The following is a 15,259-nucleotide window of genomic DNA, read 5'->3' as shown; positions in this document are numbered from 1 at the left end:
CTCACCTCCACCGCACGTCGCCGAGGAAGATGTAGCCTGCCCCATAGATCGTCTTGATGAGGCGAGGGTTCTTCGGATCCTCGCCCAGTTTCGTCCTGAGCCGCGAGATGCGCACATCCATCGCCCGGTCAAAGCTTTCCCCGGCGGCCCCGCCCAGCATCTCCTGCATCTGCGCGCGCGAGATCAGGCGCTTCGGGCTTTCCAGGAAAAGCCGCAGCACTTCACCCTCGGCATGGCTGAAGGGGACCTCTTCCCCCGTCTCGCCGATCAGAAGGTAGCGGTCGAAATGGGCGGTCCAGCCCGCGAATGTGGCCGTCGCCGCCTGCCGGTCGCTTTCCGCGCGCCCCTTGCGTAGCCGCGCGCGGATGCGGGCGACGACCTCGGCCGGGTCGAAGGGCTTGATGATGTAATCGTCCGCGCCAAGTTCCAGCCCCGTCACCCGGTCCTGCACCTGCGCCCGGCCCGAGATGATGATGATCGCCGCCCCGCTTTCCAGCGCAAGACGATGGACCAGCGCCAGCCCGTCGCGGTCGGGCAGACCCAGATCGACCAGACAAACCTCGGGCGCGGTGCGTTTCAGCGCCGCTTCGAATTCGGTCGCGCGCGCGTAGGAGGAGGTGCGGAACCCCGCCTCTTCCAGCGTGTCGGACAGCATCCGGCGCACCTCTGGCTCATCGTCCAGGATCGCGACATGCGGCCGTGCGTCGGGGGTATTCGTCATCGGGTCGCGGGTTCGTTCAGAAAGGCCGCGAGTTCGGCGGCGGTGAAGGGTTTCGTCAGGATCGGCACCGTTCCCGCCCCTGCCCGGACCGGATCGCCCGGCGGACGTGACGTCATCAGGCGGATCTCTGCCGTGATCCCCTTTTGGGCCAGCGCACCGGCAAGGTCCACCCCGGAGATGGGGCCGGGCAGGCCGATGTCGCTGAGCACGATGTCGATGCCCTGAAGCGCGGCAAGGTCCAGCGCCTCATCCGCGCTGCCGGTCTCGATGACGTTATGGCCCAGCGCGCGCAGCATTTCCCGCACATCGGTGCGGATCTCATGCCGGTCCTCGACCAGAAGGACAAGGCGGGGTTCGTCCCGGTGCGCGGGCGCGCGTCGCAGCGGCAGGCGCAGCGTCACCCGCGCGCCGCCCTCGGGGCGATTGGCAAGCTTTACCGTCCCGCCCGCCAGCTTGATGTGGTCATAGATCATCGACAGGCCAAGTCCCGACCCCTCGCCGCCCTTGGTGGTGAAAAACGGATCGAGGCCGCGTTTCAACGCCTCGTCGGTAAAGCCGGGGCCATTGTCGGCAACGCTGATCTCAAGCCAGGTTTCCTGCACCGGCCGCGCGGTGATGACGATGCGCCCGCCGCCCGCGCCCAGCGCGTCACGGGCGTTCAGGACAAGGTTCAGAAGCGAATCCTGCACCGCCCCCGCATCGACCAGAACCTCCCCCCGGACGCCGCTTGCGATGATGTCCAGACCGACGCCCTCGGGCAGCGACGGCACCGCCATCAGCCGCAATTCCTCAAGCAGCACGGTCAGGTCGGTCGGCACCGGCCGCATCTCGCGCGGGCCGGAGATGGTGGCGATCCGGTCTAGAAGCGTCCCGCCCCGGCGCGCGGCGGCAAGGGTCGCGCGGGCAAGGTCGGCGCCGGCGGGCGGCATGCCCTCCATCCGCTCGATCCGGCCCTGAAGGCCCATGATGATTGTCAGCAGATTGGCGAAGTCATGCGCCAGACCGGAGGTCAACTGCGCCGCAAGCTCCCGCTTTGCCGTCTGGCCCAGCGCGGCGCGCGCCTGCGCCTCTTCTGTCACGTCGGTGGACAGGATGTAGATGCCCCGCACCTCCTCTGCCCCCTCGCGATCGGGGGTCAGTGCGATGCGGATGCGGCGGCCGGAAATGTCATGGGTGATCTCGAAGACATTCGCCTCCCCCGCGGCGGCGCGTGACAGGCCGGGCAGGATACGTTCGAAATCGCGTGCGCCCAGCGCCTCTTCCACATGCCGCCCGACGATGTCCGACAGGCTGCCGGGCATCACCGCCGACAAGCGGCGGTTGGAGAAGGTGTAGCGCAGGTCAAGCCCGACATGGGCGATATGGGCGGGCATCATCTCGGTCACCAGGCGGGTGCGCGCCTCCATCTCGGTCAGCTCGCGCTTGGCCTCTTCCAGCGCGGTGTTGGCGGCGGCAAGTTCGCGGTTCGCGGCGGCCAGCCGTTCGGCATGGGCCAGAACCTGATCGGAAAGCTCGGCCGAGCGGGCGCGCAGCAGCGCCTCCTGCCGCTTGATGTCGGTGATGTCGGTATAGACCGTCACCCAGCCATTCTGCGGCAAGGGCGACCCTTCGACCGAGATCGTGCGCCCGTTCGGGCGCGTCCGCTCCATGTAATGCGGCTGAAACGTGCGGGCCTGTTCGACGCGGACGCGGACCGCTTCTTCGGTATCCGACACCTCGCCATATTCGCCGCGCAGGACCAGATAGCGGATCGTGTCCTCAAAGGTCGCGCCGGGGCGGGTCAGCTCCTCGGGCAGGTCGAACATCTGGCGGTACTTGCGGTTGCAGACGGCCAGCCTGAGGTCGCCGTCAAAGATCGACAGCGCCTGCTGGATCAGGTTCAGCGCCGCCTGTGTCAGGCGCGGGCGCGGGTCTTCGCGGTTGGTGTTTCGTGCCTCCACCGGCCTCTCACCTTCGATTGCGGGCGGGTTCGGCCCGCATCCTGCGCCGTCACGGCGGCCTTATGCAACAACCTGCCGCTTTGCCCCGCCACATCGGCGCACGGCATCGGCGATCTGCATCAGCTGCGGCTTCAGCGGGCTGGTCTTGCGCCAGATCATGCCAATGGTGCGTGACGGTTTCTGCCCGTCGAACCGCGACACGGACACCGCGGCGGCGCGGGTTTCGACCGGCACCGCCATGTCGGGGATCAGCGTCACGCCGATTCCGGCCCCGACCATCTGCACCAGCGTCGCCAGCGAACTGCCGTCAAGCAATTCGCGCGGGCGGCTGGCGCCCATCTCGCAGAACGACAGCGCCTGATCGCGGAAGCAATGCCCCTCTTCCAGAAGCAGCAGCTTCATCTCCCGCAACCTGTCGCGGTTCGGAACCGGCTTGCCCGCATCCGCCTCGGGCCGGACCAGCACGAATTCCTCGGAAAACAGCGGCAGTTCCAGCATCGAGGGTTCGGAGACGGGCAGCGCGACGATGGCGGTGTCGAGCGTCCCTTCGCGCAGCTCCTGCAACAGCTTCGCGGTCGTCGTTTCCCGAAGTTGCAGGTCGAGATCGGGGAAGACCTCGGCCAGCCGACCGATCAGCGCGGGCAGAAGATAGGGCGCGACGGTCGGGATCACGCCGATTCGCATCCGCCCGGCAAGCTGCCCGTGCGAGGCGCGGGCCAGATCCTCAAGCTCATCCACCGCGCGCAGGATCTCGCGCGCGCGTTCGACGAAGATCTCCCCGAACCCGGTCAGCCGCACCTTGCGCGGCCCGCGTTCGAAAAGCGGCGTGCCAAGCGATTCCTCAAGCTCCTTCACCTGCATGGACAGGGCCGGTTGCGTTACGGCGCAGACATCCGCCGCCCGGCCGAAATGCCCCTGGCGGGCGATCGCCTCGACATAGCGGAGCTGTTTCAGGGTCATGTTTGCCATAATCACTTCTTATCGTAACAATCAGGCTTTTCAAATTAATCTAATCGTCCGCATCTGCTAGAACAGGGACGAGACAGTCGGTCGCAGGGGTACGGGTCGTATCCCCGTCCGATCGTCACCAGATAGGAACGACCAATCGTCAGATGGAGGATAAGATGGACGGAAACGATACCGGCGGGAAATGCCCGGTCATGCATGGCGGCATGACATCGACGGGAAGCTCGGTCATGGCCTGGTGGCCGAATGCGCTGAACCTCGAAATCCTGCATCAGCATGGCGCCAAGTCCAACCCGATGGGCAAGGACTTCGACTACCGCGAAGAGGTCAAGAAACTTGACTACGCCGCGCTGAAAAAGGACCTGACCGCGCTGATGACCGACAGCCAGGACTGGTGGCCCGCGGATTACGGCCATTACGGCGGTCTCTTCGTTCGCATGGCCTGGCACGCGGCGGGGACCTACCGTCTGGCCGACGGGCGTGGCGGCGGCGGCACCGGCAACCAGCGTTTCGCGCCCCTGAACTCCTGGCCGGACAACGCCAGCCTCGACAAGGCCCGCCGCCTGCTCTGGCCGATCAAGAAGAAATACGGCAACAAGCTTTCCTGGGCTGACCTCATCATTCTGGCGGGCAACGTCGCCTATGAATCGATGGGTCTGAAGATGTTCGGCTTCGGCTTTGGCCGTCCCGACATCTGGGAACCGGAAATCGACATCTACTGGGGTGCCGAGAAGGAATGGCTTGCCCCCTCCGACACCCGCTATGGCGATGTGGCAAAGCCCGACACGATGGAAAACCCGCTGGCCGCCGTCCAGATGGGCCTGATCTATGTGAACCCCGAAGGCGTCAACGGCCAGCCCGATCCGATGAAGACCGCCGCGCAGGTGCGCGAGACGTTCAAACGGATGGCCATGGACGATGAGGAAACCGCCGCGCTGACCGCGGGCGGCCACACCGTCGGCAAGACCCACGGCAACGGCGATGCGGCGCTTCTTGGTGCCGAGCCCGAGGGCGCCGGTCCCGAAATGCAGGGCCTTGGCTGGGACAACCCGAAGATGGGCGGCAAGGCGGCCAAGGCGGTCACCTCGGGTCTTGAAGGGGCCTGGACGACCCATCCGACGGTCTTCGACATGGGCTTCTTCGAGATGCTCTTTGGCCATGAATGGGAGCTGAAGAAATCCCCCGCCGGTGCGAACCAGTGGGAGCCGGTGAACATCAGGGAAGAGGACATGCCGGTCGATGCCTCGGACCCGACGAAACGCCGGATGCCGATGATGACCGACGCCGACATGGCGATGAAGGTCGACCCGATCTACCGGGCGATCTGCGAAAAGTTCATGGCCGACCCGGAATATTTCAAGGACACCTTCGCACGCGCCTGGTTCAAGCTGACCCACCGCGACATGGGGCCGAAGACGCGCTACATCGGGCCGGAGGTTCCGGCCGAAGACCTGATCTGGCAGGACCCGGTCCCAGCCGGTTCGACCGGCTACGACGTCAACGCCGTCAAGGCGAAGATCGCCGCCTCGGGCCTGTCGATTGCCGATATGGTCTCAACCGCCTGGGACAGTGCGCGGACCTATCGCGGATCGGACATGCGGGGCGGCGCCAACGGCGCGCGTATCCGTCTTGCGCCGCAGAAGGACTGGGAAGGCAACGAACCCGCCCGCCTTGCAAAGGTGCTGTCGGTGCTTGAACCGATCGCGAAAGCGGCCGGTGCCTCCATCGCCGATGTGATCGTTCTGGCGGGCAATGTCGGTGTGGAGCAGGCCGCCAAGGCCGCGGGACACGCCGTCACGGTTCCCTTCGCGCCGGGCCGGGGCGACGCGACCGACGCGATGACCGACGCCGAATCCTTCGAGGTGCTGGAACCGCTGGCCGATGGCTACCGCAACTGGCAGAAGAAGGACTATGTCGTCAGCCCCGAGGAACTGATGCTGGACCGCACCCAGCTGATGGGCCTGACCGCGCCGGAAATGGTGGTCCTGCTGGGCGGGATGCGCGCCATGGGGACCAATTACGGCGGCACGAAGCACGGCGTCTTCACCGACCGCGAAGGCCAGCTGACGACCGATTTCTTCGTCAACCTGACCGATATGGCGAACAGCTGGAACCCGGTCGCGGGCGGTCTTTACGAAATCCGCGACCGCAAGAGCGGGGCCGTGAAATGGACCGCGACGCGGATGGACCTTGTGCTTGGCTCCAACTCGGTCTTGCGCGCGCTGGCCGAGGTCTATGCCCAGGACGACAACGCCGCCAAGTTCGTGCAGGACTTCGTCGCCGCCTGGACCAAGGTGATGAACGCCGACCGTTTCGATCTGGCCGCCTGACCGGCGATCATCAAGAAGACAAGGGGCGCTGCCATCGGGCGGCGCCTCTTTTCGTTGGCGATGCGCCAATGGCTGCGCGCCGATGACAGCCTTGCGGACGTAATGGACGTTTGAAAGGCCGGGCATCGCCCGACCGCGGGTGGGCGTAGGGCGGGCTGCTTGGCGGCGCTTTATGGTGAGGCCCACATCCAACGGCTTTCGGGTCGGGACGGTGCAATATCGCCCGCCCGGTGGGGCGGTCGGGCGATGCCCGGCGGCGCGGACCGCGCCTTGTTTCCGGGCAAGGGGAACGGCCACCGACGTAACCGCTTTGCTTGCGGGTGGCGCAAATACCTGACCGACCCCGCGACACGCAAAAATCCCCCTGTTACAATTCGTAAGGATTACGAAAAAGTCAGGCAAAGGTTGGCCGCGCAAATCAGGGCCAGCCGAAGGGGCGGTGGAGGACCCGGCCCAAGGTGTACGCCGCAACGACGGCGCGGGGAGGATATTGGTGTCAGAGAACGCGACGACGGACCATCCGCAGTCGATTCCGGCGCTTCTGGCGCGCAACGCGGCGCGCTGGGGCGGCTATCCCGCCTATCGGGAGAAGGAATTCGGCATCTGGCAAAGCTGGACCTGGGCCGAGACGGCCGCCGAGGTGCGCGCCATCGCGCTGGGCTTCATGTCGCTTGGGATCGAGAGGGGCGACCATGTCGCCATCATCGGTCGCAACCGCCCCGCGCTTTACTGGTCCATGGTCGCCGCCGAAATGTGCGGCGCGGTGCCGGTGCCGCTCTATCAGGACGCGGTGGCGGAAGAGATGGCCTATGTCCTCGACCATTGCGGCGCGCGCTTCGTGGTTTGCGGCGATCAGGAGCAGGTCGACAAGGTGCTTGAGGTGCAGGACCGCCTGCCCGGCATCCACCACATTGCCTATCTCGACAAGCGCGGGATGCGCAAATACGACCATTCCGCCATGAACGCGCTGGCCGACATCTCGGCCGAGGGGCTTGCCGGGCATCACCGCTTCGAGGAAGAGCTGAACCGCCGCACGGCCGAGCTGACCTATGACCATACCTGCGTCATGCTCTACACCTCTGGCACGACGGGCAAGCCGAAGGGCGTGGTCCTGTCGAACCGCAACATCATCGAAACCTCGAAGAATTCGGCGGAGTTCGACCGGCTGAACCACAATGACGACATCCTCGCCTATCTGCCGATGGCCTGGGTCGGGGATTTCATCTTTTCGGTCGGGCAGGCCTTCTGGACCGGCTTTACCGTCAATTGCCCCGAGAATGCCGCGACCATGATGACCGACCTGCGCGAGATCGGGCCAAGCTATTTCTTCGCCCCGCCGCGCGTCTTCGAAGGCCAGCTGACCAACGTCATGATCCGCATGGAGGACGCCGGACGCATCAAGAAGCGCATGTTCGACCGCTACATGGCCCTTGCCCGCAAGGTCGGCCCGGCGATCCTTGACGGCAAGCCGGTGTCGGGGATGGACCGCCTGCGCTACTGGCTGGGCAATGTCCTTGTCTACGGGCCGCTGAAGAACACGCTGGGCTATTCGCGCATCCGCGTCGGCTATACGGCGGGTGAGGCGATCGGGCCGGAGATCTTCGATTTCTACCGCTCGCTCGGCATCAACCTGAAGCAGCTTTACGGTCAGACGGAGGCCTCGGTCTTCATCACCCAGCAGCCCGATGGTGAGGTACGGTCGGACACGGTCGGCGTTCCCTCGCCCGGCGTGGAGGTGAAGATCGCCGAAAGCGGCGAGGTCTTCTACCGCTCCCCCGGCACCTTCGTGGAATACTACAAGAACGCCGAGTCGACCGCCTCGACCAAGGATGCCGAGGGCTGGGTGGCCACGGGGGATGCCGGTTTCTTCGAGGAAGGCACCGGGCATCTGCGCATCATCGACCGCGCCAAGGATGTGGGCAAGATGGCGGACGGGTCGCTCTTTGCGCCCAAATACGTTGAAAACAAGCTGAAATTCTTCCCCAACATCCTCGAAGCGGTGGTTTTCGGCGCTGACCGCAGCATGTGTACCGCCTTTATCAACATCGACCTGACCGCCGTCGGCAACTGGGCCGAACGCAACAACATCGCCTATGCCTCCTATCAGGAACTTGCCGGTCATCCGAAGGTCTACGAGATGATCCAGAGCCATGTGGAAGAGGTGAACCGTTCGGTCGCCGCCGACCCGATGCTGTCGGGTTGCCAGATCCACCGCTTCCTGATCCTGCACAAGGAACTGGACGCCGACGACGGCGAACTGACCCGCACCCGCAAGGTCCGCCGCAACATCATCGCCGAGAAATTCGCCGACCTGATAGACGCGCTCTACGTTGGCAAGGACGAGATCTATACCGAGACCGAGGTTACCTACGAGGATGGCCGCAAGGGCAAGATCAAGGCCACGCTTGAGATCCGGGATGCCGCCGTGGTGGCGCCAGAACAGAGGATGGCGGCGGAATGAACGTAGCGAATCCAGAAGGTTACACCACCCCCGACGGCCGCAGGATTGGCGGCGTGCTGATGGAGATGAAGAACATCACGCTGCGCTTCGGCGGCGTCAATGCGATCACCAATATCTCCTTCGACATCCGTGATGGTGAGATACGGGCGATCATTGGGCCGAACGGGGCGGGCAAGTCCTCCATGCTCAACGTCATCTCGGGCTTTTACGTGCCGCAGGAAGGCGAGGTCTGGTTCAAGGGCTACAAGCGCGGACCGATGAAACCCTATCAGGTCGCCCGTCTGGGCATCGCGCGGACCTTCCAGAACATCGCCCTTTTCGACGGGATGAGCGTGCTGGACAACATCATGACCGGCCGTCTCACGATGATGAAATCGGGCCTGCTGGGCCAGGCGATCTGGTGGGGCGGGGCGCAGCGGGAAGAGACGGAGAACCGCGAAAAAGTCGAGAAAATCATCGACTTCCTTGAAATTCAGAACATCCGCAAAACGCCCGTCGGCCGGCTGCCCTATGGCCTGAAGAAGCGCGTCGAACTGGCCCGTGCGCTGGCGGCGGAGCCGAAGCTTCTGCTGCTTGACGAACCCATGGCGGGCATGAACGTCGAGGAGAAAGAGGACATGTCCCGCTTCATCCTCGACGTGAACGATGAATTCGGTACCACCATCGCGCTGATCGAACATGACATGGGCGTGGTCATGGACCTGTCCGACCGGGTCGTCGTGATGGATTACGGCAAGAAAATCGGCGACGGCACCCCCGATGAGGTGCGCAACAATCAGGATGTCATCGACGCCTATCTGGGGGTCTCGCATGACTGACTGCATCCGTAGGCAACACGTCGGGTTTGCGTATTTCTTTTGTAGCTACGCGCGTAGGGACACGCGCCGCCCGGCAGGAACGGAGGCGAGCCATGCCTGACCAGCTTCTCTATGCGATGGAGGCGGGGCTGAACGGCCTCATGGCGGGGGTGATGTATGCGCTTGTCGCGCTGGGCTTCGTCCTGATCTTCAAGGCGTCGGGCATCTTCAACTATGCGCAGGGCGTGCTGGCGCTGTTCGCCGCGCTGACGCTGGTCGGGCTTCAGGACGGGCAGGTGCCGTTCGCCCATCTCATCAACGCGGTCTTCGGGACCGACCTGCACAGCTTCGGCTGGACCCTGCCCGCGGTCGTGGCCATCGCGCTGGCCGCCGGGGTCATGGTCCTTCTGGCCGTGGTGATCGAAAAGCTGGTGCTTCAGCACCTTGTCAACCAGGCGCCGATCATCCTTTTCATGGCGACCATCGGGATGGCCTATTTCCTTGAAGGGCTGGGCGACCTGATGTGGGGCGCCGACATCAAGAAGCTGGATATCGGCCTGCCGCAGGGGATCAACGAAACCATCGACACGCTGACCTATAACGCCTTCGGCTACGGCTTTTTCATCGACAACCTCGACATTGTCGCCACCGTCGTGGCCGCCGTTCTGGTGATCTCGCTGACGCTGTTCTCGCAATACACGAAATACGGCCGCGCGCTGCGCGCCGTGGCGGATGACCATCAGGCGGCGCTGTCGGTCGGCATCTCGCTGCGCTTCATCTGGGTGCTGGTCTGGTCCATCGCCGGTATCGTCGCGCTGGTTGCCGGGATCATGTGGGGGTCGAAATCGGGCGTCCAGTTCTCGCTCAGCCTGATCGCGCTGAAGGCGCTGCCGGTCCTGATGCTGGGCGGCTTCACCTCCATCCCCGGCGCCATCGTCGGCGGGCTTATTATCGGCATGGGGGAGAAGCTTTTCGAGTTCTGGATCGGTCCGATGATCGGCGGGGCGACCGAAAACTGGTTCGCCTATGTGCTGGCTCTGGTTTTCCTCGTGTTCCGGCCGCAAGGTCTCTTCGGTGAAAAGATCATCGAAAGGGTATGACCATGCCGAAACTGATCGCAATTCTGAACGTCATCGCCTGGGCCGGCTTCTGGGCCTTTGGCTACCTGGCGCTGACGGCCAATACCGAGGGCCATATGACCACGGCGCTCGTCCTTGCGGCGCTCGGCGGCGCGCTGGGCCTTGCCGCCTGGTTCTGGCTGGTGCGCCATTCCGAGGCGACGGGCTATGCCAGGCGCCCCAACCAGGTCGCGCGTGAGCATCACCGGGCGCAGGAGAGTAAAGCATGACTCCCGGTATTCTTCGTTGTCAAAATACTCCGGGGGTCCGGGGGCAGCGCCCCCGGCATCACGGCAAGCAGGAGGTCTGAGACGTGTTCTACCGCGAGGCAGGTGACTTCAAGACGTCCTATGTCGAGGACAGCCAGACCTTCCCGATCAGGTTCGATCGCTGGCGCTATTATGCCGTCGTCATCTTGGCCGTCGCGGTGGTGCCGTTCTTCATCAACGACTATTGGGCCAATGCGGTCTTCGTGCCATTCCTGATCTACGCCATCGCGGCAATCGGGCTGAACATCCTGACTGGCTATTGCGGGCAGGTCTCGCTGGGGACCGGGGGCTTCATGGCGGTGGGGGCCTATGCCTGCTACAAGCTGATGACGGCCTTCCCGGATGTGTCGATCCTGATCCACGTCCTTCTGGCGGGGGGCATCACGGCGGGGGTCGGCGTCCTTTTCGGCCTGCCAAGCTTGCGCATCAAGGGTTTCTACCTTGCCGTGGCAACGCTGGCGGCGCAGTTCTTCCTTGTCTGGCTCTTCAACAAGGTGCCGTGGTTCTACAACTACTCCGCCTCTGGCCAGATCTCGGCGCCGGAACGCTCGGTCCTTGGGGTCGCGGTCACCGGGGCGTCTGCCACGGCTTCGGCGAAATACCTCTTCTGCCTTGCGATCTTGTTCGTGCTGGCCTGGCTGGCGCGGAACCTGACGCGCGGCACGGTGGGGCGCAAATGGATGGCGATCCGCGACATGGATATCGCGGCCGAGATCATCGGGGTGAACCCGCTGACCACGAAACTGTCGGCCTTTGCCGTGTCGTCCTTCTTTGTCGGCGTCGCCGGGGCGCTTTTCTTCTCCGTCTATCTCGGCGCGGTCGAGGTGGGCGAGGCGTTCGGCATCCAGAAGTCGTTCCTGATCCTCTTCATGATCATCATCGGCGGACTTGGGTCGATCTTCGGCAGCTTCGCGGGGGCGGCGTTCCTTGTCCTTTTGCCGGTCCTTCTGAAGAACGTGCTTGTCGGCCAGCTTGGCTGGGCGACCGACCTTGCCGCGCATGTGGAACTGATGATTGTCGGCGCGCTGATCGTGGTCTTCCTGATCGCGGAACCGCACGGCATGGCGCAGCTTTGGCGGCTGGCGAAAGAGAAACTGAGACTTTGGCCCTTCCCGCACTAGGGGGGCCGACACACCAGAAGACCGGCGGGAAAGGCCGGCGTAACCAAAACGACCTAGGGAGGAGACCCTTATGAAGAAGACCCTGACAGCCATCGCCCTTGCGCTGGCGACCGCAGGCCCGGCGATGGCCGATCTTGTGGTGCCGAACCTGAGCTACCGGACCGGCCCCTTCGCGGCCGGCGGCATCCCCTATGCCGACGGGTTCAACGACTACTTCACGCTGCTGAACGAACGCGACGGCGGCATCGGCGGCGAAAAGGTCGCGACCCCGGAATGCGAGACCGCCTATAACACCGAAAAGGGCGTCGAATGCTATGAGGCGACCAAGGGCGAAGGCGCGCTGGTCTACAACCCGCTGTCCACCGGCATCACCTATCAGCTGATCCCGAAAGTGACCGCGGACGGCATCCCGCTTTACACGCCGGGCTATGGCCGCACCTCGGCCGCGAACGGCAAGGTGTTCGGCAACGTCTTCAACTACCCGGCGAACTACTGGGACGGCGCCAGCGTGGCGATCAAGTACCTGCTGGACGAGAATGGCGGCGACCTGAACGGCAAGAAGGTCGCGCTGCTCTACCACAACTCCGCCTACGGGAAGGAGCCGATCCGCACGCTTCAGGAACTGTCCAAGAAGCACGGCTTTGAACTGACCGAGATCCCCGTCGATTCGCCCGGCCAGGAACAGAAAAGCCAGTGGCTCCAGATCCGCCGCGACAAGCCGGACTATGTCCTGTTCTGGGGCTGGGGCGTGATGAACGCCGTGGCGATCCAGGAGGCCGCGAACATCCGCTTCCCGATGGATCACTTCATCGGCGTCTGGTGGTCGGGCTCGGAAAATGACGTGCTGCCCGCAGGCGACGGCGCGAACGGCTACAAGTCGCTGGCGATGCACGGCACCGGCATGGACTATCCGGTCTATGACGAGCTGAAGCAGTATGTCTACGACGCGGGCAAGGCGAGCGGCGCGGGCGATCAGATCGGCTCGGTGCTGTATTCGCGGGGCATGTATGCCGCGCTGGTCATTTCCGAAGCGATCCGCAAGGCGCAGGACCTGGCCGGTCATGCCGCGATCACGCCTTCGGAACTGCGCGACGGGTTCGAGGCGCTGGAGATCACGCAGGAGCGGATGGTGGAGCTTGGCCTGCCGAACTTCGGCCAGGCTTTCGCGGCCTCCTGCGAGGATCACGGCGGCCCCGGCATGGCGATGATCCAGCAATGGGACGCCTCGACGAAGAAATGGAACCTCATCACCGATTTCATCGCGCCGGATGACGAGGTTCTGGTCCCGCTGGTGATGGAAGACTCCGCCGCCTTCGCGGCCGAGAACAACATCGCAGAACGCTGCAACTGATCCGCTTGCGCGGGTCATCCCGGACCCCGATCCGGGATCCCTGACAGGGGGCGCGGCCTTCGGGCCGCCCCCGCGACAAGGCCCCGGATCAGGTCCGGGGCGGCACTGGAAACCGAAGGAAAGGGCGACGCCCATGCTCGATGCCGGCAAGACCGAGACCCTTCTTGAGGTCAACAACATCGAGGTGATCTACAATCACGTCATCCTCGTCCTGAAAGGGGTGAGCTTGGCGGTGCCGAAAGGCGGGATCACAGCACTTCTGGGCGGCAACGGCGCGGGCAAGACCACGACGCTGAAGGCGATTTCCAACCTTCTCCATTCCGAACGCGGTGAGGTCACCAAGGGTTCGATCCTCTATCGCGGCGAGCGCGTGCAGGACCTTGACCCCGCCGCGCTGGTCAAGCTGGGTGTCATTCAGGTGATGGAGGGGCGGCATTGCTTCGAACACCTGACGGTGGAGGAAAACCTTCTGACCGGCGCCTATACCCGCACCGATACCGGCGCCATCGCCGCCGATCTCGACATGGTCTACACTTATTTTCCCCGCCTGAAGGAACGCCGCCGCAGTCAGGCGGGCTATACCTCGGGCGGTGAGCAGCAGATGGTCGCCATCGGTCGCGCGCTGATGTCGAAGCCCGAGACGATCCTGCTGGACGAACCCTCGATGGGTCTTGCCCCGCAACTGGTCGAACAGATCTTCGAGATCGTGAAGGCCGTGAACGAGAAGGAAGGCGTGACCTTCCTTCTGGCCGAACAGAACACCAACGTGGCGCTGCGCTATGCCCATTACGGCTACATCCTGGAATCGGGGCGCGTGGTGATGGACGGCCCGGCCAAGGACCTGCGGGAAAACCCGGATGTGAAGGAATTCTACCTTGGCATGTCGGATGAGGGGCGCAAGTCCTTCCGCGATGTGCGCAGCTATCGCCGCCGCAAGCGGTGGCTGGCGTGATGAAGGATATGAAGGTGAGCCATTTCGACGACCTTGAAACCCGTTCCGCCGATCAGCGCGCCGCCGATCAGCTTGCCTCGCTGAACCTGCAACTGCGGCGCAACGGCCTTGCGCCGGCCAAGGCGCTGTCGGACCTTGCCCTTCTGCCGGTGCTGCGCAAGGCGGACCTGTCCGCGCGGCAAAAGCAGAACCCGCCCTTCGGCGGGTTGCCGGTGTCGAACCTCGCCCATGTCTTCCAGTCGCCGGGCCCGATCTACGAACCCGGCGGTGTCAGCGAGGATTGGTGGCGGATGGGGCGGTTCCTGCATGCCGGGGGCATCGGCAAGGGCGACATCGTCCACAACTGCTTTGGCTATCACCTGACGCCTGCGGGCATGATGTTCGAGAACGGCGCGCGGGCCGTGGGGGCGGCGGTGCTGCCTGCCGGGACCGGCCAGACCGACCTGCAGGTGCGCGCGGCGGCCGATGTCGGGACCACCGCCTATGCCGGAACGCCGGACTACCTGAAGGTGATCCTTGACCGCGCGGCGGAGATGGGCGTGACGTTGAAGATCGCCAGGGCGGCGGTCGGGGGCGGCGCGCTGTTCCCGAGCTTGCGCAATGAATACGCCGATCGCGGTATCTCTTGCCTGCAATGCTACGCGACCGCCGATCTGGGCAACATCGCCTACGAATCCCCCGCCATGGAGGGGATGATCGTCGATGAAGGCGTGATCGTCGAAATCGTCCGCCCCGGCACCGGCGATCCGGTCCCGGAGGGTGAGGTGGGAGAGGTCGTGGTGACCACGCTCAACCCCGACTATCCGCTGATCCGCTTCGCAACGGGGGATCTTTCGGCGGTGATGGCAGGGCAAAGCCCGTGCGGCCGGACCAACCTGCGTATCAAGGGCTGGATGGGCCGCGCCGACCAGACAACGAAGATCAAGGGCATGTTCGTGCGCCCCGAACAGGTCGCCGACCTTGTCGCGCGCCATGCCGAGGTCGCCCGCGCCCGCGTCGTCGCCACCCGTGACGGCGAGATGGACGCGATGACGGTGATGATCGAGACGGAATCCGGCGACGCGGCGCCCTATGAAAAGTCGGTGCTGGACGTTCTGAAGCTGCGCGGAAAGGTCCAGATCGTCCCAAGGGGATCGCTGCCGAACGACGGCAAGGTGATCGAGGATCAGCGCGTCTACGACTGACCCCCGCCGCGGGTTCGGGAACCTTCGTGATAGGATAACGTTCCCCTTT

The 15,259-nt window shown here is 64.4% G+C and carries 12 protein-coding genes; 9 read left to right on the top strand and 3 right to left on the bottom strand.

The genetic code is table 11. The features are described 5' to 3' along the window. Position 1 precedes the first annotated feature (1 nt). From LX70_RS10580 to LX70_RS10570, 3 genes are read right to left on the bottom strand one after another with little or no spacing between them, the layout of a single operon-like run. Positions 2-721 carry a response regulator transcription factor gene (locus LX70_RS10580; RefSeq protein WP_105514742.1) on the bottom strand — a complete coding sequence of 240 codons (720 nt, stop codon included), beginning with the start codon at positions 719-721 and terminating at the stop codon, positions 2-4. After that, on the bottom strand, positions 718-2,661 hold the full coding sequence (locus tag LX70_RS10575; protein ID WP_105514741.1) for a PAS-domain containing protein: 1,944 nt from the start codon (positions 2,659-2,661) through the stop codon (positions 718-720). The genes LX70_RS10580 and LX70_RS10575 overlap by 4 nt, the downstream gene beginning before the upstream one ends. Positions 2,662-2,721: 60 nt before the next feature. Beyond that, entirely contained in the window at positions 2,722-3,630 is a 909-nt protein-coding gene (locus LX70_RS10570) for a LysR substrate-binding domain-containing protein (protein ID WP_105514740.1), read from the bottom strand. A 155-nt stretch (positions 3,631-3,785) separates the two neighbouring features. Here LX70_RS10570 and katG point away from each other — a divergent pair, with 155 nt between their 5' ends. The 9 genes from katG to LX70_RS10525 all read left to right on the top strand — a co-directional run bounded on the left by katG (position 3,786) and on the right by LX70_RS10525 (position 15,210). Continuing rightward, positions 3,786-5,957, top strand: a complete 2,172-nt coding sequence (katG, locus tag LX70_RS10565) for a catalase/peroxidase HPI (RefSeq protein WP_105514972.1) — start codon at positions 3,786-3,788, stop codon at positions 5,955-5,957. 490 nt (positions 5,958-6,447) lie between these two features. Continuing rightward, the gene (locus tag LX70_RS10560; RefSeq protein ID WP_425430587.1) at positions 6,448-8,418 is read left to right on the top strand and encodes a long-chain fatty acid--CoA ligase; all 1,971 of its coding nucleotides are present in this window, start codon (positions 6,448-6,450) and stop codon (positions 8,416-8,418) included. Continuing rightward, entirely contained in the window at positions 8,415-9,236 is an 822-nt protein-coding gene (locus tag LX70_RS10555; protein ID WP_105514738.1) for an ABC transporter ATP-binding protein, read from the top strand. The genes LX70_RS10560 and LX70_RS10555 overlap by 4 nt, the downstream gene beginning before the upstream one ends. A 92-nt stretch (positions 9,237-9,328) precedes the next feature. Further along, complete coding sequence (locus LX70_RS10550; protein ID WP_105514737.1) at positions 9,329-10,315, top strand: branched-chain amino acid ABC transporter permease; 987 nt, start codon at positions 9,329-9,331, stop codon at positions 10,313-10,315. Between the two features lie 2 nt (positions 10,316-10,317). Continuing rightward, complete coding sequence (locus LX70_RS10545; RefSeq protein WP_105514971.1) at positions 10,318-10,563, top strand: hypothetical protein; 246 nt, start codon at positions 10,318-10,320, stop codon at positions 10,561-10,563. 83 nt (positions 10,564-10,646) lie between these two features. Beyond that, positions 10,647-11,723 (top strand): branched-chain amino acid ABC transporter permease, encoded by a 1,077-nt coding sequence (locus tag LX70_RS10540; RefSeq protein WP_105514736.1) that lies wholly within the window; start codon positions 10,647-10,649, stop codon positions 11,721-11,723. A gap of 70 nt (positions 11,724-11,793) precedes the next feature. Then, complete coding sequence (locus tag LX70_RS10535; protein ID WP_105514735.1) at positions 11,794-13,074, top strand: ABC transporter substrate-binding protein; 1,281 nt, start codon at positions 11,794-11,796, stop codon at positions 13,072-13,074. Positions 13,075-13,207: 133 nt separating this feature from the next. Further along, the gene (locus tag LX70_RS10530; protein ID WP_105514734.1) at positions 13,208-14,026 is read left to right on the top strand and encodes an ABC transporter ATP-binding protein; all 819 of its coding nucleotides are present in this window, start codon (positions 13,208-13,210) and stop codon (positions 14,024-14,026) included. A gap of 8 nt (positions 14,027-14,034) precedes the next feature. Continuing rightward, on the top strand, positions 14,035-15,210 hold the full coding sequence (locus LX70_RS10525) for a phenylacetate--CoA ligase family protein (RefSeq protein ID WP_245885055.1): 1,176 nt from the start codon (positions 14,035-14,037) through the stop codon (positions 15,208-15,210). Positions 15,211-15,259: the final 49 nt, after the last annotated feature.

The organism is Albidovulum denitrificans (assembly GCF_002973535.1).
In the GTDB taxonomy this organism is placed as follows: domain Bacteria; phylum Pseudomonadota; class Alphaproteobacteria; order Rhodobacterales; family Rhodobacteraceae; genus Albidovulum; species Albidovulum denitrificans.
The sequence above is the reverse complement of the archived record's forward strand: the minus strand, read 5'-3'. Positions and strand labels throughout refer to the sequence as shown.

Excerpts from the sequence above, each read along its gene's own strand:
- LX70_RS10580 (WP_105514742.1), bottom strand. The coding sequence starts at position 721 with ATGACGAATACCCCCGACGCACGGCCGCATGTCGCGATCCTGGACGAT.
- LX70_RS10570 (WP_105514740.1), bottom strand. The coding sequence starts at position 3,630 with ATGGCAAACATGACCCTGAAACAGCTCCGCTATGTCGAGGCGATCGCC.
- katG (WP_105514972.1), top strand. The coding sequence starts at position 3,786 with ATGGACGGAAACGATACCGGCGGGAAATGCCCGGTCATGCATGGCGGC.
- LX70_RS10555 (WP_105514738.1), top strand. The coding sequence starts at position 8,415 with ATGAACGTAGCGAATCCAGAAGGTTACACCACCCCCGACGGCCGCAGG.
- LX70_RS10550 (WP_105514737.1), top strand. The coding sequence starts at position 9,329 with ATGCCTGACCAGCTTCTCTATGCGATGGAGGCGGGGCTGAACGGCCTC.
- LX70_RS10545 (WP_105514971.1), top strand. The coding sequence starts at position 10,318 with ATGCCGAAACTGATCGCAATTCTGAACGTCATCGCCTGGGCCGGCTTC.
- LX70_RS10535 (WP_105514735.1), top strand. The coding sequence starts at position 11,794 with ATGAAGAAGACCCTGACAGCCATCGCCCTTGCGCTGGCGACCGCAGGC.
- LX70_RS10530 (WP_105514734.1), top strand. The coding sequence starts at position 13,208 with ATGCTCGATGCCGGCAAGACCGAGACCCTTCTTGAGGTCAACAACATC.
- LX70_RS10525 (WP_245885055.1), top strand. The coding sequence starts at position 14,035 with ATGAAGGTGAGCCATTTCGACGACCTTGAAACCCGTTCCGCCGATCAG.